Origin of the sequence: Candidatus Arcticimaribacter forsetii (assembly GCF_910589745.1) — a bacterium.
GTDB classification, from domain to species: Bacteria; Bacteroidota; Bacteroidia; order Flavobacteriales; family Flavobacteriaceae; genus Arcticimaribacter; species Arcticimaribacter forsetii.
The window spans coordinates 1,552,919-1,572,416 of sequence record NZ_OU342399.1 but is presented as its reverse complement, the minus strand read 5'-3'; the positions used below and the strand labels follow the sequence as shown (position 1 = coordinate 1,572,416).

Genomic DNA, 19,498 nt, shown 5'->3' with positions numbered 1-19,498 from the left:
TATTTATTTAAATTTCCTCTTAGCGGAAAATAGTTTGTTTACGATCTGGACCTACTGATACAATTTTAATAGGGGTTTCTAATTCCTTCTCTAAATAAGCAATATAATCGTTAAAAGCCTTTGGGAATTGATCTTCAGCAGTTAGTTCCGTTAAGTCTTCTTTCCATCCTTCCATTTCAATGTATTCTGGAGTAACATGCTCAGGATCAATACTGAAAGGGAAGTGTTTTATAGAACCGTCTTTTGTTTTGTAAGAAGTACACACTTTAATTTTTTCAAATCCAGAGAGAACATCTCCTTTCATCATCATTAATTGGGTAACTCCATTTACGCGAATTGCGTATTTAAGGGCAACTAGATCGATCCAACCACAACGTCTCGCTCGTCCTGTAGTTGCTCCAAATTCCATACCCACGCGACCCATTGTTTCTCCGTCTTCATCAAAAAGTTCAGTAGGGAATGGTCCACTTCCAACTCGTGTTGTATAGGCTTTGAATATTCCAAATACATCTCCGATGGCGTTAGGAGCAACTCCTAAACCTGTACATGCACCCGCAGCTGTGGTGGTAGATGAAGTGACAAATGGGTAAGTTCCAAAGTCAATATCTAATAGAGAACCTTGTGCTCCTTCTGCTAAAACTTTCTTCCCTTCTTTTATTGCCGTGTGTAGTAAATTTTCACTATCAACAAAAGGTAGTTTTTTTAGTTCTTCAATTGCCTTAAAAAACACTTCCTCAAGAGCAGCCAAGTCGAATTCAATTAAACCTTCGAAAGAGCTCAACATTTTTAAATGCTTTTGCTTTAAATTTTCATAACGGTCTTTCCAATCGGGTAAAACAATATCTCCTACACGAATACCGTTTCTCCCGGTTTTATCCATGTAAGTAGGTCCAATTCCTTTAAGAGTTGATCCAATTTTAGCCTTCCCTTTTGAAGCCTCCGATGCCGCGTCTAATAAACGATGCGTCGGGAGAATAAGGTGTGCTTTTTTTGATATGAACAATTTGTTTGGAAAATCTATATTGAATGGTTCAAGCTTATCTATTTCTGTTTGAAAAATTACCGGATCAATTACGACTCCATTACCAATAAGGTTAAGAGCCGTTGGGTGAAATATACCAGAAGGGATTGTATGTAAAACGTGAGAAAATCCATCGAATTTTAGCGTGTGCCCAGCATTTGGACCTCCTTGAAAACGTGCTATAATATCGTAATTTTTGGTAAGGACGTCTACAATTTTTCCTTTCCCTTCATCTCCCCATTGGAGACCTAATAATAAGTCAATAGACATAGTCTGTTCTAGTTATATTTATGATTCTTTTTTTGTGCCGTAAAAGTATAAAGAATGATGATGAATATCAACATTAAAGACCTCTTCAATTGTTTTTTTTATACTTTGAATTCTTGGGTCACAAAATTCTTTTACTTCACCAGTATCTGTTAAGATAATATGATCGTGTTGTTTGTCGAAAAATGACTTTTCGTATTGTGCTTGGTTATTTCCGAACTGATGCTTTCTTACAAGTCCAGAATCAAGTAACAATTCGATTGTGTTGTAAAGAGTAGCTCTACTTACTCTGTAATTTTTATTTTTCATCATGATGTACAATGATTCAATATCAAAATGATCATCGTGGTCATAAATTTCATGAAGAATTGCAAAACGTTCAGGTGTTTTACGATGCTTGTTTTTATCCAAAAATTTGATAAACACACCCTTAACTACATCTTGAGGATTTTGTGTTTCAGTCATAATCATGATTTAGGTTACAAATGTATTGTTTCTTTAACTAATCTCGGGTAACTTTTTCAATTCCATTTATTTTTAATAGATTATTTACAAGTTTTTCAAGTGTAGCTTTGTTTTTAACGCGTACACTTATCCCTCCGCTAAATAATCCATCGTCCGTATCAAAATTAATTTTGAAGATATCAACATTCATATTATTCGATATAACACGTGTTACTTGATTTACAAGACCTATTTGGTCAATACCACTTAATTTTAGCTTTGCGCTGAACTGTTGCTCCGAAGAATCTACCCACCAAGCCGGAAGAACTCGGTATGCAAAATTTGATTGAAGTGATAATGAATTTGGGCAGTCGTTTCTATGAACTTTAATACCTTCATTTATTGTTAAAAAGCCAAAAACTTTGTCTCCAGCAATAGGGTTACAACATTTTGAAAGAGAATAGGGGAGTTCTTCCTTGTCTTTACCAAAAAATAACTTATCGTATTTTGAAGTAAACTCATCTCGATCCCGTATATTCTTTCGAGCTGTAGCGGTCATCCTCTTTTTAATGAAATTAAAAAAGGTGTTGTTGTAACTCGCTGCAAACTCCTTAAGTTTTTTGTTGTCTAAAGTTCCAATACCTACTCTGTAAAATAAATCTAAACTTGTATTAACCTTGAAGTACAATACCAGTCTCCTAATTGTTTTATCATTAAGAGTAATTTTTAGTTGTTTTAGTTTCCTTCTAAGCAACTCTTTTCCGTCCTCAGATATTCTCCTTTTTTCTTCGTTTAGAGCTGTTTTAATACTTGCTCTAGCACGGGATGTTATTACGTGATCCAACCAGTTTGCAGTTGGTTTTGAGTTTTCTGAAGTTATTATTTCAACATTTTCTCCACTTTTAAGTGTTCTACTTAAGGGTACTAATTTTCCATTAATTCTCGCTCCTCTTGCCTTAGCTCCCACTTCTGTGTGAATACTGAATGCAAAATCTAGAACCGAAGAACCATTGGGTAAGGATTTTAGCTCCCCTTGAGGTGTAAAAACAAAAATCTCCTCGGAATATAAGTTTAGTTTAAAGTCTTCGACAAAGTCTACTGCGTTTCCTTCTTTATTCTCTAATACTTCTTGTATGCGGTTCAGCCAAACATCGATTCCACTTTCTTTTTGTTCTCCTTGTTTGTATCTGAAATGGGCTGCATATCCTTTTTCTGCAATTTCATGCATTCGTTCGGATCGGATTTGTACTTCTACCCATTTGTTATTTGGTCCCATTACGGTTATGTGTAACGATTCATAACCATTTGACTTAGGCGATGAAATCCAATCTCTTAGTCTCGTTGGGTTGGGTGTAAAGTGGTCGGTTATGATAGAATAAATCTTCCATGCTAAGAATTTTTCGTTCTTAGGGGTTGATTTATAAACAACACGAATTGCAAATTTGTCAAAAACTCCTTCATAAGGAATGTTTTGTTTTTGCATTTTTTTATGGATAGAAAAAATAGATTTGTTCCTCCCTTTGATGAAATACTTTAAACGTTCCCCATTGAGTGACTTCTCGATAAAGGTGGAGAAATCTTTAATGTATTTTTGTTGCTCCTCTTGACTTTCCTCAATTTTATTTTTAATTGCATCAAATCGAAGGGGCTCGGTATACTTTAGACTCAGATCCTCTAGTTCTGTTTTAATATTATACATTCCTATTCGGTGCGCAATAGGAGCGTATATGTAGAGTGTTTCGGAAGCAATCTTGACCTGTTTGTATTCAGGCATTGCGTCCATGGTTTGCATATTGTGTAAACGATCTGCAATTTTTATAATAATTACCCGGATATCATCATTTAATGTAAGTAACATTTTTCTGAAATTCTCAGCTTGCAGTGAGATGTCCGTATCTTTTTTTAAGTGCGAAATTTTGGTAAGTCCGTGAACAATTTTGGCTACTGTATTTCCAAAAAGACGTTCTATATCGTTTAGGGTGTATTCTGTGTCTTCAACAGTGTCATGAAGAAGCGCTGCTGCAATTGAGGTTGCGTCCAATCCTATTTCTGAGGCTACAATTTTAGCAACGGCAATGGGATGAAAGATATAAGCTTCTCCAGATTTTCTTCGCTGTTCTTTATGTGCGTCAACAGCGGTATCAAAAGCTAAACGAATCAACTTTTTATCTTCTTCATTTAGTTGTAAGTAGCTAATCCTTAACAGTTCCTTGTACTGCTTAGCAATTTCCTTATTTTCTAACTGTTCGTCTATAATCATTATAATGTTAAATTACATAAACTAATTTAGCTTTTGAAATTTTTCTCATAAGTTTCTTTGACGAACTGCTTCAAAAAGTATAATTCCAGCTGCAACAGAAACATTTAAAGAATCGTTTACTCCTTGCATTGGGATGATGATGTGGTGCTCACTTTGACTTAACCAAGCGTCTGTTAATCCTTGATCTTCTGTTCCTACTGCTATAGCGGTTGGAATGGTATAATCATGATTGACATAAGAAGTTGCATTTTCTGAAAGTGCAGCGCTCAATAGTTTAATGTCCTTGTCCTTTAAGAACTGAATTAGTTCTTCATTTGATGTAATTGCGATGGGTATTGAAAATAAACAACCTACGCTAGATCGGATAACATTAGGATTGTAGAGCTCTGTTTTTGGGTCTGTAATGATTAGAGCATCTATGTTTCCAGCGTCTACAGTTCTTGCTAATGCACCTATATTACCGGGTTTTTCTGGAGCTTCTGCAATTAAGATTAAGGGATTTTCGTTTAAAAGTAAATCAGACAGTTTATGTTCTTTTTTTTGAGCTATTGCTATTATTTCTGATGTTGATCGATAGCAAAGTGTTTTGAAAATAGGAGCTGCAACTTCAGAAATAATTAGTTCATTAGAACCCATTGAATCAATAACTCGTTCTGTTTGATCAGAACGAGTATGATCCGTTATAAAAATTTCATCGAAGTGATAACCTGCTTTAATTGCATAATTAAGTTCTTTAGTCCCTTCAATTACAAATTGGTTATGCTCTGCTCTTTTTCTAGCTTTTTCTTGTAGACCTTTTAGTCTTTTAATTTGTGGATTTTGAGAACTAGAAATGTATTTCATTTACTTTCTGGAATATTTCTCCATGTATCTTTTCCAAAGTTCTGTTTGATGAGTTTCGAGAGACAAATCTCTACCTCCAATAAATGCGTGGCTTAGTTGGTTTGTTCTCATGTCAAGAGCATCTCCAATCGAAATGAATAATGTAGCATCTTTTCCGACCGTTAAGCTTCCTAAACGATCATCAACTCCGATTATTTTGGCTGCATTTAGCGTGATCATTTCAACTGCTTTTTCTTTTGGAACTCCGTATGCAGCAAAACTACCTGCGTAAAAAGGAAGATTACGAGTATTCATACGTTCCATTCTACCGCTAACATCAATTGTAATTAATAAGCCAGCATCCATAAGAATTTTTGCCATTTTGAATGGTAGTTTAACATCTTGATCTTCTTCGGTTGGAAGTCGATGTGGCCTTGATAAAACTACGGGTATCTCATGCTTTTTTAATAAATCACTCACTTTATGAGCTTCGTTTCCACCTACTAAAACAATTTTTTTAATCGCATGTTCTTTTAAGAACTCGATGCCATCTACAATTTCTCGTTGACCGTTTGCATGTAAATAAACCGTTTGATTTCCATTAAAAGCATTTTTCATTGCTGCAAATGGTAGATGTTTAACTTCATTTGCTTTTTTGTTGTAAGCTGCAGATTCTGTTAAGAATTGTCCTAATGATTTTATCTTTTCCTCATAGCTTTTTTTATTATACTTTAAACTACTTGGACCAATTCTCCAACTATATGTATATGCCCTTGGCCAATTAATGTGCAAGCCTTCATCTGTTAGAAGAGCAGCATCTTCCCAGTTCCATGCGTCTAATTTTACGACAGACGAACTACCGGCAATAACACCTCGATTAGGAACTACTTGTGCTGTTAATATTCCGTTAGGGCGTAAACTTTCTACTACTTTAGATTCAGCATTATAAGCTATAATAGTTCTAATGTGGGGTAGATATTCACCAATTTCATTTAAGTCATTTGTAGGTCTAATGGCGTCAATTTCTACCATCCCTACCGTGCTATTAGTTGCAATAAAACCAGGGTAAACATGTTGTCCACTTGCATCAATAGTCTTGTTGTACTGTTCTTTAACAGCTTCTGCAGTAGTGACTTCTACTATTTTACCGTTCAACATTCCGATTGCACTATTTTCCAAAATAGTACCATCTCCAATATGTGCTGTTGCACCAAGAATTAAAATAGATTCTTGTTGATCTGCTGCTGGGGTTTGTTGAGCTATTCCAATAATACCAATGAAAAGGAATGCGATTGTAAGTATATAATTTTTCATAATAATGAGTTTAGTCAAGTGTTTCACAATGGAATTCTACTTTCTTTTTTTGTTTTGGCTTTTGGGTTTTTGCACCACCATTTTTAGCTAAAAGCATATCTTGAATCAATTGATTCTTTTCTTTTTCTATTTGTTCAACCTGTGCGGTTGCACGCTCTAGATCATAATAGATAACTCCTTCAATCATAGTTTTTTCTGCAACTGCATATATTGACATTGGGTGATCGCTCCAGAGAACTAAATCTGCCGACTTCCCAACCTTAACACTACCTACTTTATCGTCTATATGTAGCAATTTAGCTGGATTAAGCGTCACAAATTTCCAAGCGTCTTCTTCCGAAACACCTCCATATTTTACAGCTTTTGCAGCTTCTTGATTTAGTCTTCTAGACATTTCTGAGTCATCTGAATTAAATGCTACCGTTACTCCCTGACTATGCATTATAGCCCCATTGTATGGGATTGCGTCATTCACTTCAAATTTATAAGCCCACCAGTCAGAGAATGTTGATCCTCCCACTCCGTGTTCTTTCATTTTATCAGCGACTTTGTATCCTTCCAATATGTGAGTGAACGTATTAATTCTTACTCCAAAACGATCTGCTACTTTGAGTAACATATTAATTTCACTTTGTACATAAGAGTGACAAGAGATAAAACGCTCCCCATTTAAAATTTCAACAAGGGTTTCCATTTCTAGGTCGAATCTCGGTGCTTTTGTTTTTGCTTTTGCTTTTCTTGAGAGCGAATTATATTTACTCCATGCAGTTTTATATTCTTTTGCACGTTGGAAATAATCTGTAAAAACTTGTTCAACTCCCATTCTAGTTTGAGGAAATCGCTCATAACTTTGCCAGTTAGATTGCTTAACATTTTCCCCTAAAGCAAATTTTATGAAGGGATCGGCGCCCGGGTAGAGTAATTCATCTGCACTTGCTCCCCATTTTGGTTTTATAATCGCAGAGCGACCGCCAATTGGGTTTGCAGAGCCATGAAGAATTTGAAGTGTAGTTACACCCCCAGAAAGGTTTCTGTAAAGATTTATATCGTCTGGATCGATAACGTCTTCTATTGTTACTTCTGCAGAGGAATTTTGACCTCCTTCATTGATACTAGAGGCTCCAATATGTGAATGTTCGTCTATAACACCACTTGTTAAATGCTTCCCTGTTCCGTCTATTACTCGTGCTCCTGGAGCACTTTCAATTGCGCCAACAGCTTTTATTTTGCCATCTACAACCCAAACACTAGCATTTTTAAGAATCCCTTCTTTTTCATTTGTCCAAACAGTAACATTTGTAAATAAGATGTTTTCTGCGGTAGGCAGTTTCTTAAATCCAAAACCATTATTTGGATAGGTTATTGGCAGAACCTTTGAAGCTGCTTTCTTATTATTTTTTTCCTTCTTAGATTTTAAATCTTCTGTTTTATTCGCTGACCACGTAATCGGATTTCCATTAAAGGAAGTTCCATCTCCATTAAAAGATTCTGAAATACTCACTTTAGATTTAAGCTGTGCGAATTTGTTTCCTGAACGATCAGTTATTTTAAGAGATAACCAACCATTTTCATATTTAGCTGTTGTTTTAAATGTTGTTGAATCTTGAACAACCTTAGCACTGATTTTAGAATCACTCTTTGAAAGTGTTAATTTGTAGGAAGAGTCATTTAAGTTTAACGTATAAACTCCATCGATTATATTTTTTGGAGTTACTTTAATAATGTGCTGATGACCCTGAACCCAGTTTTCATGAATTTTGGTTTGTTTTTCAAAAACGGGTCCGTCTGTAATTAAGAAGTTAGCATAGGCTCCTTTTTTTAATTCTCCTATTTTCCCTTTCTGTCCAATAAGCTGAGCTGGAATTGTAGTTAAAGCTGCGAGTGCTCTTTCTTGAGAAAGACCATGATCAACTGCTTTTCGGATATTGGGTAAAAAGTTTTTTACGCTTTTTAAATCACTAGAAGTAAAGGCAAATCTGATTCCAGCATCGGCAACTGCCTTAGGGTTCGCAGGTGCTTGGTTCCAGTATCTCATTTGACTCAATGAAATTTTTTGGGCTAAAAATTGATCTTCAACATCAAAAGCATCCGGAAAATTAACCGGTAATAAAAGGGTAGGGTTTAATTTTTTTAATGCATTTAGTTGCTCGTATTCAGTACCATTTGCTTTTACAATATAGTTCTGTCCAAATTCTTTAGAAAGTTTAGCTGCTCGAGCAACATCTAATTTATTTGATGTTTCAAAAATAGCGGGCATCCCTTTATTATTATTCAAAGCTTCAAGAGCAAGATCTTTATTTTTAGCACCCCCATTGGCATACCATTCAGCGTCATGATATACTTGTCTTATTAAAGCCATAGCACCCATGATTGATCCTGGGTAATATTGTCCAGAAGTTTTACTTTTTTTGAATGATAGGTGCTGAGCAGCACGGTCTTCGATCATTCGGTACCCATTATTTTGGTTGTCATTCAATGCGACTAAAACACTAGACCCTCGATGAATACCTTCTTTACGGTGTGTATTGATAGTTCCAAAACCTGCAGCTCTTAATTCTTTAGCTTTTTTTGTGTCATACTTAAAATCGGACCTACTATCATAATCTGGTAGGATGTGATCGTTCCAATAAAACCCTTTTCTGTTTCCGTCATATTGAGCACTTCTTCTTCCTCCAGAAACTCCCTTAACTGTTGGAATTCCAAAATCAGAATGTAATTCTATAAATGATGGATAAATGTGTTTTCCTTTATAATCTATAACTACTGCGTTTTTAGGACTTTGTAAAGTCGTTCCTACTGCAGTTATTTTTCCATTTTCTATGAGTAACATTCCATTTTCAATCTTTTGTAATGGATTGAGGTGGATGGTAGCTCCAGTCAATAAGAATTGTTTTGAGTTTTGAGTTTTAACTCCTTTGTTTTCGGGAAAATAATCTTGAGCATGTCCTACAAGACCTACCAGAAACATAAGTGTAAAGTATAGTGGTTTCATTTAACGAAATTTTAGGAAATCAAGTTACGGTTTTTAATGTTATTTTTCAATCTTAAATTTAAAGATTATAACTGATTAAAAACGCTACCATTTGATTGTATGTTTTAACACCTTCTTTCTGACCATTTGCTTTTAGATATACGTCGTATGAGCTCTTAAAATAAGGTTCAAAGGGATTTTCGTATTCCTCCCAAAATGTACTGGTTTCTGCAAAGTTTTTGAAGATTCCTTTGTTTAGTTTGTTTAGTATTAATTGAGCTGACTGAGGGTCTCTTTTTTTTAGGTCTCCATAAGAATGTCTCAAAGCAAAAAGCGTAGCACAATATTTAATGTAAAGGTCTTTATGCTGATAGGTGTTTACAAAACCGATGAAATTGGCTTCATTTTCTGCAGCGTAACCCAGTTGGTGTGCCATTTCATGAGCTATTGTTACGGGTAAATTTATTTTAGGGATTCGAATGTTTACTTGAGCCTCTAAAGTGAATGGATTTAAATATCCCCCGTAACCCATATAACTTAGAGGTAAGCTATATAGAGAAGGTTTTACTTTTGGAACCTTAATGTTTGAAGGGAAAAGATCTGAGTACTCTTCTTGAATGAGATCAATTAATTTATTTTTTGAATGAGGGATTATAACTTTTGAAGTATCAGAGGAACTCAGTTGGTTGTGCAGTAAGTTGCTTTTTGCTGCAAGCTTATAGGTCAAATCATAAAGAAGAGTGTCTGAATATTGTTTTTCAATATTTAACCGCTCTGACAAAGGGATTCGATGGTAATTTAATCCCCAATTGAGTTGGAAAGTTATGAATACAATACTGATAAACATCCCAAAACTTGTAAGTGCATGCTTCGTTGGGACTTTAAATTTGACAACAAACCGAGACAGTAAGAAGGTACTGTAAATTATAATTAATAGGTAAATCAAGTCTCCTATTGAAAATAAAAAATATTGGAATAAATACTTTTGAAAGTTAAATAAAAGAGGGTAGAAGTTTTGTGAAAAGTAGTGTTCAATCTGATTGGGGTAGGAGCTGATTATTTTCACTAGGGCTACTAAAGGAATTATGCTCAATCCTAGTATTAACTTAATTTCCTTTCTTTTCATAGATCTAATATAGACATAAAGTAGAAATGTTTTTTTACGAAATTTAATCGTTAATTTGCACTCATGAGAGAAGAAATGATACGAGGCAAAGATGTTTTATGGGGTTGTTTTTTTACAGGTTGCGCCTCTTTTTTAGTAGGAACAATACTTTTGGTTTTATTTATTTTTTGGGAGTAAATTAGATTTAAATTAATATGTATAAAGCAAAAAACCCCGTCTACTGACAGGGTTTTTAAATGTTTTCAGTGTAAACTTATTCGATTACTTCTAGCACTTCTAATTCAAATATTAAATTTGAACGTGGGCCAATACCTTGACCACCTTGCTCACCATAAGCAAGTGTGTAAGGAACAAAAATAGTTAGTTTGTCTCCAGCTCTCATCAATCGTAAACCTTCTTTAAAGCCCTCAATCATACCAGCTTCTGGACTGCAATCTGCAGCAATGGGTCTATATGCTTGAGCATTTGCAGTTAATTCATCTATTTGATCAAGTGCTTTAGCTATTTCTTGGTTACTTGTTTGTAAAAAAGTACCATCTTCTAGGTAAACTGCATAATGAGTTCTAGCTTTATAAGTTGTTATTACTTCTGGTCCATCCCCTTTTTGAGTAAAAAAGTATTTTAAACCAGATTCTGTAGTTTCAGCTTGAGCTTTTTGAGCTTCAAATTTATCTTGAGTTTCAAGTTTAATGAGTTGCTTTCTCTCTTCTTTTTCAGCTTTTTCAGCTTCTAAACCATTTAAGTGCTTTTCAAAAATAGATGGAGCATCAAAACGTTTTGCATCAAATCCTTTTCGGATGATGGTTACTTTTTTAATGGTATCATTTTGGGCGATGCTATCAATGATATTTTCTCCAATTACAACTTTCCCAAATACAGTATGTTTCCCGTTAAGCCAAGGAGTTGATCTGTGCGTAATGAAAAACTGACTTCCATTAGTTTCAGGCCCCGAATTAGCCATGGATAAAATCCCTTTTCCTTTATGGAATAAGTCCTCTCTAAATTCATCTCCAAACTTATATCCTGGATTACCTGATCCATTCCCTAAAGGATCACCTCCTTGAATCATGAAGTCTTGAATTACTCTATGAAAAATAAGGCCATCATAAAAATTCTTCCCTTTATATTCTTCACTTACCATTTCATTAGTCCCCTCACTAAGAGAAACGAAGTTAGCAACCGTAACGGGTGTTTTTTCATGTTCTAATGATACAACGATTGACCCTTTGTTGGTTTCAATGTCAGCATAAATACCTGCTTCTAGTTCAGGATATTTTGTTTTACATCCTATTGCAATTAAGGCTAAGATTAAATACGTTATGTTTTTTTTCATTTGGTATATTTAAGTTAAGTTACAAATATGCATTTTTAATTTTTAACGGAATGTGAGGTAAGTTTTATTGTAAAACGAAGTGCTTGATTAATATCGACTTTCTCACCATCTCCTTGGTAACCATAACAAAGATAGGAAGGGAATAAAAATGTAGCAACTTCATTTATGCTCAAAAGTTTTATAGCCTCTCTTAATGCGGGAAGCAATTCTTCTTTATCAACCAAATAATCTACAGTTCCCAGTTCCATTTCGTCATATAAAAGCGTCCCTTTTAAGTCTTCTATTTTATAATTGAAACGAACAAAATCACCTCTTTTAGGGAATACTCTATCCTTTGTTTTTAATTTATATGCGTACCAGAAGCCAGATTTATTCAATTGGTATTCCAAGGTTGAATCTCGTGCAATTATTTCTTTAAAAAGTTTTTGCTCTTTTTTCATGATGTTCCTATTTCGTGCTACCGAGCTTTCGAGAAAAGAACTTTCAGGAATATTAACGGGTTTTCGTGGTTCTAATTCAGAACAGCTTATTAAAGAGGTTAGCGCAATAAATAAAAACAAAAGGTTCTTCATTTTATTGTAGTTGATCTTTGTATTCTAGTATGGTTTGATGCACTTTTTCTTTGGTCGCCTCAAGGCTTTGGAATGATGCTCCACCGGCTGCATTATTGTGACCACCTCCGTTAAAGTGTTTTCTTGCAAACTCATTTACATTAAAAGTACTTTTAGAACGGAACGACATTTTAACGATATTTTCCTGTGAATTTTCAATCATAATAATTGCTAATTCAATCCCGTCCAAGCTCAGTCCATAATTTACAAAGCCTTCGGTATCTCCTTTTTTAAAGTTACATTGATCCAGCTCCTCTTGGCTAATTGTAATGTATACGGCATTTAGAGGTTCAACTTTTACAAGATTTGATAATGCTTTACCAAGGAGCTGTAAACGCCCAAAACTATAGGTGTCATATATGTTTCTATGAATCTGAGCATGATCAATTTCAAGATCAAGCAAGTTTGAAACAATACTGTGTGTTGTTGAAGTTGTTGAGTTAAATCGGAATGAACCAGTATCGGTCATTATTCCAGTATAAATACAGCTAGCAATGGTTTTATTAATTTTATTAATATCCAATGCCTCCATTATGTTGTAGACCATCTCACAGGTAGATCCAAGTTCTGGTGCAGAATACATTAGATCTGCATAATCCTCCGGTTGTTCATGATGATCAATCATTACTTTAACTGCGTCACAGGATTTAATAATTTCATTCATTGGTTTTATTCTTCCCAAACTATTAAAATCTAATGTGAAAATTAAATCTGCTTCTTTAAGGAGTTTTTTACCCAAAGTTTCAGATTCACTGTACTTTATAATATCTTCCTGTCCAGGTAACCAATTTAGAAATTGAGGATATTCATTTGGAGAAACAACAGCACAAGAATGTCCCATTTGATCTAAAAAACATTTCCATCCTAAACAACTTCCTAAGGCATCGCCATCTGGGTTTTTATGTGGAATAATAACTACCTTTTTGGGAGTTGCTAATTCTGATTTTAAAGTTTGTATAAAAAATTCTGTCATAGAGGTGCTAATATACCAAACCTCTTTAAAAAAATATCCTGTTTGTTTATAATATTCTAAATAGAATAAAGATTTCTTTTTACTTTGTTTAGATAACTATTGAACGTTAAAATTCAGTCATTATTCTCGAATTGTCACTTCCTTTTAATAGATTTGCCACACAAAAAAATACTATTATGACAAATCGTACTTTCACGATGATTAAGCCTGATGCTGTAGAGAACGGACACATCGGTTCTATTTTAGAAAAAATTACTTCCGCAGGTTTCAAAATTCTTGCTCTCAAGAAGACGCAATTAACAGTTGCAGACGCTGAAGCTTTCTACAGTGTTCATAGTGAGCGTCCATTTTTTGGAGAATTAGTTGAGTTTATGACTAGAGGTCCTATTGTAGCTGCAGTTCTTGAAAAAGAAAATGCTGTTAACGATTTTCGTGTTTTAATCGGAGCGACTAATCCTGCTGAGGCTGCAGAAGGTACTATTAGAAGTCTTTATGCTACTTCAATGGGAGAAAATGCAGTTCACGGTTCAGATAGTGATGAGAATGCTGCTATTGAAAGTGCATTTCATTTTTCTGGAAGAGAGATATTTTAACGCAGTACCAGTTTACTAATAATTTCTGCGCCAAGAGTTTCGTTTAAATGGCGCAGAATTTTTTCCTTTCCGTAGGATAATTCCTCTCTAAGAGGGGCAGAATTTAGATTCACAAAAAGAGTTGAGCCTCTAAAGTTTACCTCTTGTGTATATTGTGAAACACTAGCACCCATCGTAGTTTTCCATGCCTGTTCTACACGGACCTTCGTAATTCCTTGTTTTATATTCTTTTGATCGATCAATTCTCCTAAAACTTCGGAAATTGATTGGGGTTCAAAAGATCTTTTTTTGTTAGACATTACTTAAAGACTTATTTTTTTGTGACGCTTATAATAATACACCTTGTCACTGTGTTCTAGTTCTAGACTTTCTTCATTTATAGATTTAATTTTTTCCTTCCAAGGTTTAAGAGCATCTTCATAAACTATATAGTAAGCTTTATCTATGCGTTCGATCACGAAATTAAACTGATCTTCTGAACTGCTATAATTTGCTCCAAAGCTTGGGGCTAGTTTTTTTCGAATTCCTTTCATTGAATCCAAAATATATAAATCAACTAAAACATTTCCACCTCTAGGGTTGAAAATTTCCCCATGGGATTCAACCTGTTCAATTTCCCAGTAACCATTTAAGTATACAAGATCTTGATCAGAAATAGTTGTACAACTATATATAGATAAGAGGGTTAACAAAAGATTGAATTTGAATATTTTCATACGTTTATAATATAATAAAGATAAGGATCTTAGGTGAGATTAAAAATCTTATAAGATAATTGAGTTGTTTGTAAAGCATCTAAAGTTCTTTGTTCGTGTGTGTCAGAAAGGAATAATTGACCGAAGTGATTTTCTTCAACTAGTTGCATAATTAGTCCAACTCTGTTTTGATCTAATTTATCAAACACATCATCTAATAAAACTATTGGTGGAACACCAGCTAACTTTTTAATGAAATCAAATTGAGCTAATTTTAGCGCTATAAGAAATGATTTTTGTTGGCCTTGACTCCCGAATCTTTTAATAGGTTGATCACTTATCGAAAAAAATAAATCTTCTTTATGTATTCCTACGGTACTGAATTGAGAAAGACGATCTTTATGTAAATTATCTTTAAGTAAGGATTCGAAAGAACTGTCAAGTAATTTGCTTTCGTAGGTTAGCGTAACTTTTTCCTCCGATTTACTTATGCTTTGATAGTGTTTTTCGAACACAGGAGTAAAGGAAGCAAGAAATTGCTTTCTTTTTTCATGAATCGGATTTCCAAGTGCAATCATTTTTTGATCATAGATTTCTAATGTATCTGAATCAAACGTTTGATTTGCTGCAAAATATTTAAGTAATGCATTTCTTTGACTAACGATTTTGGTGTAATCCAACAGATTGTTTAGATAAGAACTGTCGGTCTGACCAATAACTCCATCCATGAATTTTCTTCGGATACTGCTTCCTTCAGTTATCAAATCTCGATCTGAAGGAGAAATAATAACTAAGGGTAGCAGACCAATGTGATCTGAAATTTTGTCGTATACTTTCCCGTTTCTTTTAAGTGTTTTTTTTTGTCCTTTTTTGAGACTACAAACTACTTTTTCTTCCTGATTATTTTTCTCAAAAATTCCATCCAAGAGAAAAAAATCAGTGTTGAATTGAATGTTTTGAACCGCAGTAGGGTTAAAATATCCTTTTGCAAAGCATAAATGATATATAGCATCAAGAATATTTGACTTTCCCACACCATTGTTGCCGATGAAGCAATTAATTCTATCATCAAATTCAAAACTATCTGAACTTATGTTTTTATATTGTGTTAAAGAAAGACTTTTAAGTTTCATGTTCACAAATATAATAATAAGCTAACAGCATACCCTATTTTATACCCATTCAATTACCTGCATATTCATTTCATTTCATCCTAATAATTTGATTTATTCTTATTAGTTTTGAAAAAAAAATATTGAATTTAAGATTACTCTTTCAATCTGCGTTTTTACTACTCACAACTTTTGTGAAAGCACAAATCGATTCCCTCGAGATTGTAAAATTACAAGCGGTAGAAGTTACTGCAACTAAAATCTCAAACTCATTACCAGAGTCAACTTGGTCCGTATCTAAATTAGATTTTGAACCGATTCAAGATCAAATGCAGCAACTTTCATTTAGTGAATATGTTCATGGAGTTCCTGGTTTGTTTGTTCTAAATTCTAATAATTTCTCTCAAGATTTACGTATTTCTATTCGAGGTTTTGGAGCTCGATCTGCTTTTGGAATTCGCGGTATTAAAATACTGGTTGATGGAATTCCTGAGACTACGCCCGATGGTCAAGGGCAAATAGATAACTTATCTTTGGGGATTATTTCATCTGTTGAGGTTATTCGTGGACCTTCTTCGGTTTTATATGGAAATGCATCTGGGGGGGTTCTTAGCATAAAAACAAAAAGTGATTTTGATAGAAATTATGTTAAACCAGCATTGACCTTAGGGAGATTTGGAATGCAGAACGTTCAAATTGAAGCTGGTCTGAAAAATAAAAACACCTCTTTTATAATCCTTGCTAATAAAATAAAAACAAACGGTTATAGATCTCAAAGTGCCTATGAGAGTAGCGGTGTGAATGCAAGAATTAAACATGAGATATCAAGTAAAACAAAGTTAAATTTATTGTTTAACTATACCGATAGTCCTTTAGCTGAAGATCCTGGAGGTCTTGATTTTGAATCTACTCAAGTAAATCGTTTACAGGCGAGAGATGCTAATTTAACTTATAAAACTAAAGAATCAGTTAATCAAATTAAAGGAGGTATATCCTTGACTCATAATTTTAATTCCAGGTTGAAGTTTTCAACTTATGCTTTTAAGTCATCCCGTGATTTTGATGCAAAGCTTCCGTTCAGTTTTGGCGGTTCTGTTTATTTGGATCGAAAACACTCGGGAAATGGAGCACAGATAAGTTATAAGTCCGGGAGCACAAAAGGTCATAATTTACAATTGGGATATAGTTATGCCGAGCAGTCCGACTTGAGGAAAAGATATGTTAATAACAGAGGAGCAAATGGTGATTTGACTTTGATACAGGATGAGTCTTTTAATGCTTTAGGTTTTTATCTTTTAGACGAAATATCCTTTGGAAAATATAAACTTCTGGGGGGTCTTCGATATGATAAAAACGAACTAAGTGTATTGGATTATTTTATATCAAATGGAAACGATAGTGGTTTTATTTCTATGAACTCCTGGAATTATTCTTTAGGTCTAAACTATAAGATAAATGAAAAGAGTTATCTGTTCTCTTCGTTGGGTACAAGTTTTGAAACTCCTGCTTTAAGCGAGTTGTCTGCGAATCCAAATGGAGGTGGATTTAATTCTTTAATTCCGCAAAAGGCACATAATAAAGAAATAGGGTATCGTTTTTATGATCAAAAAAATGAGTTTGAAATTGTCTTATTTGACATTAATACTTCTAATGATTTAGTTCCTTACGAGATAGAATCATCTCCGGGGAGAACCTTTTACAGAAATGCTGGTAAAACTAATAGAACCGGTTTAGAGTTGAGTTTTTCTAGACAAACAAAAGAATATTTAAATACAAAAATTACCTACACCTATTCTAATTTTAGTTATGGTTCTTTTCAAAAAGGGGATGTAGATTTATCTGGAAAAACATTGCCTGGAATTCCGAAGCATATGGCCTCTATTACAACAACTTTAGTTCGAGGAGGTTGGAATGCTAGTTTAACTTCTCGATTTCAAGGTGCTTTATTTGCTGATGACGCAAACGAAGTTAAAGAGCAAGGTTTTTTTGTTTCAAACTTAAATGTAAGTTTTCAAAACGGGAAGGGCAAAGTTGCTTGGATTCCTTTCTTTGGAGTGAACAATCTTTGGAATTCTATTTATAACGATAACATCCGACTGAACGCTTTTGGTGGTCGGTATTACGAACCTGCACCAACTAGATATGTGTTTGGGGGAGTGCGTGTTAAATTATAGATGATTTCTAAAAATAAAGTAAGTTAATAAGCCAATTTATTATTCAAAACAGGTAACCTGAATTTAAAAAAGGAGCTTTCTGTTAAAATATGAAAATTGAGCTTTCTGAATTAGAATAAAAAGGTTATTTTTGGGAACTTTAAAAAACCACAATGGCTACATATAAAAAACGCGGAGCAAAAAAATCAGTTACAAAAACTGAAGTAAGCGAAAACCAAATTGATAGTACAACTGCAGAAGTTTTTGAAACTCTTGACACAACAGCATCAAAGGCAGAAGAATTTGTTGCCAAATATCAAAACTTAATTTTAGTTTCTATTGGTTTGATTACCATCGGAGTTTTAGGTTCTTTAGGATATAATTCATTTGTATTAGAACCCACTTCAAAAGAAGCAGTTGGTGAGCTTAATCAAGCACAATACTATTTTAACCTTGCAGTAAACGGTCAAGATACAGACTCTCTTTATGCACGTTCTATCCGTGGAGGTGAAGGTAAGTATGGTTTTGATGATATCATTGAAAACTACAGCGGTACCGATGCAGCTGACCTTGCAACTTTCAGTGCAGGTATGGCTTATGTAAATATTAAAGATTTCAATTCAGCTATAGATTACCTAAAAGATTTTAGTTCTGATGACGTTCTTCTTAGTGCATTAGCTAAAGGAGCTATCGGAGATTCTTATGCTCAGTTAAACCAAAGTGAAGAAGCTCTAGCCTATTATATACAAGCGGTAGATGCTAGTGAAAACGTTTATACAACACCAAGATATTTATTTAAAGCAGGGTTGTTAAGCAGTTCTTTGGGTAAAAACAACAAAGCACTAGCCTATTTTAAACGTATAAAGTCTGATTTTCCAAATTCAGATGAAGCATCTCAGATAGACATTCAAATAGGTCGTTTGGAAAACATAAACTAATCCATATGGCTACGGCTAATACTAATTTATCCGTTTATGATTCGAATGAGGTACCATCAGGGAAGCCTTTTTCAATTGCATTGATTGTTTCAGAATGGAACAATCAGGTAACCGAGCCTCTTTTTCAAGGAGCTTATGACACACTCATTAAGCATCAGGTTAAATCAGAAAATATTTCTAGGATTAATGTACCAGGGAGTTTTGAGTTAATTTATGGTGCGAAACATGCCCAGAAAAATGGCGTAGATGCAGTAATTGTGATTGGAAGTGTAATTCAAGGAGAAACGAAACATTTTGATTTTGTATGTCAGGGTGTTACTCAAGGAATTAAAGACTTGAATATTCAGTCGCCGATTCCTGTTATTTTTTGTGTACTCACAGACAATAACTTACAACAGGCTTTGGACCGTTCTGGAGGGAAGCACGGTAACAAAGGAATAGAAGCTGCTGTTGCTGCTTTAAAAATGGCTGCACTCGCAAGTCATTAAGTTGTCAACATTACTTCGGTTCTAGTATTTCGCTCTTGTGATTCTAGTAAAATCAATGTATTTTTATGTTTTAAGCGAAACCTATGTTCAAAGCAAATTTATTTAAATTGAATCGTAACAAACGATACAATTATACACCACGCTATTATCAGGGTAAAACAATCGATAACCTTTATGAATTTGATTCCAAATTCAATAAGTATCGAGAAACGTATAATGAAAATGATTTGGGTAAAAAATGGAATGATGTACGCTTAGAAAACCGTAATCGATCTAATCGAGCAGTTACTCCATTATTGTTAATTATAATAGCCGTTTTGACCCTTGCCTTTTTATTTATAATCGATTTCGATTTATCTATTTTTTCTACATAATCC

General features: G+C 34.2%; 18 protein-coding genes. 5 read left to right on the top strand and 13 right to left on the bottom strand.

Features of this window, described 5'->3' with window-relative positions; genetic code table 11:
* Positions 1-19: 19 nt before the first annotated feature.
* The 10 genes from NG655_RS07185 to NG655_RS07140 form a co-directional block, all read right to left on the bottom strand.
* On the bottom strand, positions 20-1,291 hold the full coding sequence (locus tag NG655_RS07185; protein ID WP_252158644.1) for an adenylosuccinate synthase: 1,272 nt from the start codon (positions 1,289-1,291) through the stop codon (positions 20-22).
* Positions 1,292-1,309: 18 nt separating this feature from the next.
* Positions 1,310-1,753 (bottom strand): Fur family transcriptional regulator, encoded by a 444-nt coding sequence (locus tag NG655_RS07180; RefSeq protein WP_252158643.1) that lies wholly within the window; start codon positions 1,751-1,753, stop codon positions 1,310-1,312.
* Between the two features lie 37 nt (positions 1,754-1,790).
* On the bottom strand, positions 1,791-3,992 hold the full coding sequence (locus NG655_RS07175) for a RelA/SpoT family protein (protein WP_252158642.1): 2,202 nt from the start codon (positions 3,990-3,992) through the stop codon (positions 1,791-1,793).
* A 45-nt stretch (positions 3,993-4,037) separates the two neighbouring features.
* Positions 4,038-4,835 (bottom strand): TrmH family RNA methyltransferase, encoded by a 798-nt coding sequence (locus NG655_RS07170; RefSeq protein WP_252158641.1) that lies wholly within the window; start codon positions 4,833-4,835, stop codon positions 4,038-4,040.
* On the bottom strand, positions 4,836-6,128 hold the full coding sequence (locus tag NG655_RS07165) for an amidohydrolase family protein (protein WP_252158640.1): 1,293 nt from the start codon (positions 6,126-6,128) through the stop codon (positions 4,836-4,838). It lies immediately after the preceding gene.
* Between the two features lie 10 nt (positions 6,129-6,138).
* Positions 6,139-9,120, bottom strand: coding sequence for an amidohydrolase family protein (locus NG655_RS07160; RefSeq protein WP_252158639.1), 2,982 nt, complete (start codon positions 9,118-9,120; stop codon positions 6,139-6,141).
* A gap of 58 nt (positions 9,121-9,178) precedes the next feature.
* The gene (locus NG655_RS07155) at positions 9,179-10,225 is read right to left on the bottom strand and encodes a DUF3810 domain-containing protein (protein WP_252158638.1); all 1,047 of its coding nucleotides are present in this window, start codon (positions 10,223-10,225) and stop codon (positions 9,179-9,181) included.
* A 253-nt stretch (positions 10,226-10,478) separates the two neighbouring features.
* The gene (locus NG655_RS07150) at positions 10,479-11,558 is read right to left on the bottom strand and encodes a peptidylprolyl isomerase (RefSeq protein ID WP_252158637.1); all 1,080 of its coding nucleotides are present in this window, start codon (positions 11,556-11,558) and stop codon (positions 10,479-10,481) included.
* Positions 11,559-11,593: 35 nt separating this feature from the next.
* Positions 11,594-12,130 carry a gliding motility-associated peptidyl-prolyl isomerase GldI gene (gene gldI, locus NG655_RS07145; RefSeq protein ID WP_252158636.1) on the bottom strand — a complete coding sequence of 179 codons (537 nt, stop codon included), beginning with the start codon at positions 12,128-12,130 and terminating at the stop codon, positions 11,594-11,596.
* A gap of 1 nt (position 12,131) precedes the next feature.
* On the bottom strand, positions 12,132-13,142 hold the full coding sequence (locus NG655_RS07140) for a DHH family phosphoesterase (RefSeq protein WP_252158635.1): 1,011 nt from the start codon (positions 13,140-13,142) through the stop codon (positions 12,132-12,134).
* A gap of 173 nt (positions 13,143-13,315) precedes the next feature.
* Here NG655_RS07140 and NG655_RS07135 point away from each other — a divergent pair, with 173 nt between their 5' ends.
* Complete coding sequence (locus NG655_RS07135) at positions 13,316-13,735, top strand: nucleoside-diphosphate kinase (protein WP_252159102.1); 420 nt, start codon at positions 13,316-13,318, stop codon at positions 13,733-13,735.
* Here the strand turns inward: NG655_RS07135 and NG655_RS07130 are convergent.
* From NG655_RS07130 to recF, 3 genes are read right to left on the bottom strand one after another with little or no spacing between them, the layout of a single operon-like run.
* Entirely contained in the window at positions 13,732-14,034 is a 303-nt protein-coding gene (locus tag NG655_RS07130; protein WP_252158634.1) for a DciA family protein, read from the bottom strand. The genes NG655_RS07135 and NG655_RS07130 overlap by 4 nt on opposite strands.
* A 3-nt stretch (positions 14,035-14,037) precedes the next feature.
* Positions 14,038-14,451, bottom strand: a complete 414-nt coding sequence (locus tag NG655_RS07125; protein WP_252158633.1) for a hypothetical protein — start codon at positions 14,449-14,451, stop codon at positions 14,038-14,040.
* 29 nt (positions 14,452-14,480) lie between these two features.
* Positions 14,481-15,563: a DNA replication/repair protein RecF gene (gene recF, locus NG655_RS07120; RefSeq protein WP_252158632.1), complete on the bottom strand. Its 1,083-nt coding sequence runs from the start codon at positions 15,561-15,563 to the stop codon at positions 14,481-14,483.
* Between the two features lie 173 nt (positions 15,564-15,736).
* Between recF and NG655_RS07115 the strand changes: the two genes are divergently transcribed.
* From NG655_RS07115 to NG655_RS07100, 4 genes are all read left to right on the top strand, one after another.
* Positions 15,737-17,716, top strand: a complete 1,980-nt coding sequence (locus NG655_RS07115) for a TonB-dependent receptor family protein (protein WP_252158631.1) — start codon at positions 15,737-15,739, stop codon at positions 17,714-17,716.
* 152 nt (positions 17,717-17,868) lie between these two features.
* Positions 17,869-18,633, top strand: coding sequence for a tetratricopeptide repeat protein (locus tag NG655_RS07110; protein WP_252158630.1), 765 nt, complete (start codon positions 17,869-17,871; stop codon positions 18,631-18,633).
* Positions 18,634-18,638: 5 nt separating this feature from the next.
* Positions 18,639-19,121, top strand: a complete 483-nt coding sequence (ribH, locus tag NG655_RS07105) for a 6,7-dimethyl-8-ribityllumazine synthase (RefSeq protein ID WP_252158629.1) — start codon at positions 18,639-18,641, stop codon at positions 19,119-19,121.
* 83 nt (positions 19,122-19,204) lie between these two features.
* Positions 19,205-19,495, top strand: coding sequence for a hypothetical protein (locus NG655_RS07100; protein ID WP_252158628.1), 291 nt, complete (start codon positions 19,205-19,207; stop codon positions 19,493-19,495).
* The last annotated feature ends 3 nt before the right edge of the window (positions 19,496-19,498 follow it).

What these genes read in the sequence shown, in the direction of transcription:
- NG655_RS07185 (WP_252158644.1), bottom strand. Translation starts at nt 1,291, where the DNA reads ATGTCTATTGACTTATTATTAGGTCTCCAATGGGGAGATGAAGGGAAA.
- NG655_RS07180 (WP_252158643.1), bottom strand. Translation starts at nt 1,753, where the DNA reads ATGACTGAAACACAAAATCCTCAAGATGTAGTTAAGGGTGTGTTTATC.
- NG655_RS07175 (WP_252158642.1), bottom strand. Translation starts at nt 3,992, where the DNA reads ATGATTATAGACGAACAGTTAGAAAATAAGGAAATTGCTAAGCAGTAC.
- NG655_RS07170 (WP_252158641.1), bottom strand. Translation starts at nt 4,835, where the DNA reads ATGAAATACATTTCTAGTTCTCAAAATCCACAAATTAAAAGACTAAAA.
- NG655_RS07165 (WP_252158640.1), bottom strand. Translation starts at nt 6,128, where the DNA reads ATGAAAAATTATATACTTACAATCGCATTCCTTTTCATTGGTATTATT.
- NG655_RS07160 (WP_252158639.1), bottom strand. Translation starts at nt 9,120, where the DNA reads ATGAAACCACTATACTTTACACTTATGTTTCTGGTAGGTCTTGTAGGA.
- NG655_RS07155 (WP_252158638.1), bottom strand. Translation starts at nt 10,225, where the DNA reads ATGAAAAGAAAGGAAATTAAGTTAATACTAGGATTGAGCATAATTCCT.
- NG655_RS07150 (WP_252158637.1), bottom strand. Translation starts at nt 11,558, where the DNA reads ATGAAAAAAAACATAACGTATTTAATCTTAGCCTTAATTGCAATAGGA.
- gldI (WP_252158636.1), bottom strand. Translation starts at nt 12,130, where the DNA reads ATGAAGAACCTTTTGTTTTTATTTATTGCGCTAACCTCTTTAATAAGC.
- NG655_RS07140 (WP_252158635.1), bottom strand. Translation starts at nt 13,142, where the DNA reads ATGACAGAATTTTTTATACAAACTTTAAAATCAGAATTAGCAACTCCC.
- NG655_RS07130 (WP_252158634.1), bottom strand. Translation starts at nt 14,034, where the DNA reads ATGTCTAACAAAAAAAGATCTTTTGAACCCCAATCAATTTCCGAAGTT.
- NG655_RS07125 (WP_252158633.1), bottom strand. Translation starts at nt 14,451, where the DNA reads ATGAAAATATTCAAATTCAATCTTTTGTTAACCCTCTTATCTATATAT.
- recF (WP_252158632.1), bottom strand. Translation starts at nt 15,563, where the DNA reads ATGAAACTTAAAAGTCTTTCTTTAACACAATATAAAAACATAAGTTCA.
- NG655_RS07110 (WP_252158630.1), top strand. Translation starts at nt 17,869, where the DNA reads ATGGCTACATATAAAAAACGCGGAGCAAAAAAATCAGTTACAAAAACT.
- ribH (WP_252158629.1), top strand. Translation starts at nt 18,639, where the DNA reads ATGGCTACGGCTAATACTAATTTATCCGTTTATGATTCGAATGAGGTA.
- NG655_RS07100 (WP_252158628.1), top strand. Translation starts at nt 19,205, where the DNA reads ATGTTCAAAGCAAATTTATTTAAATTGAATCGTAACAAACGATACAAT.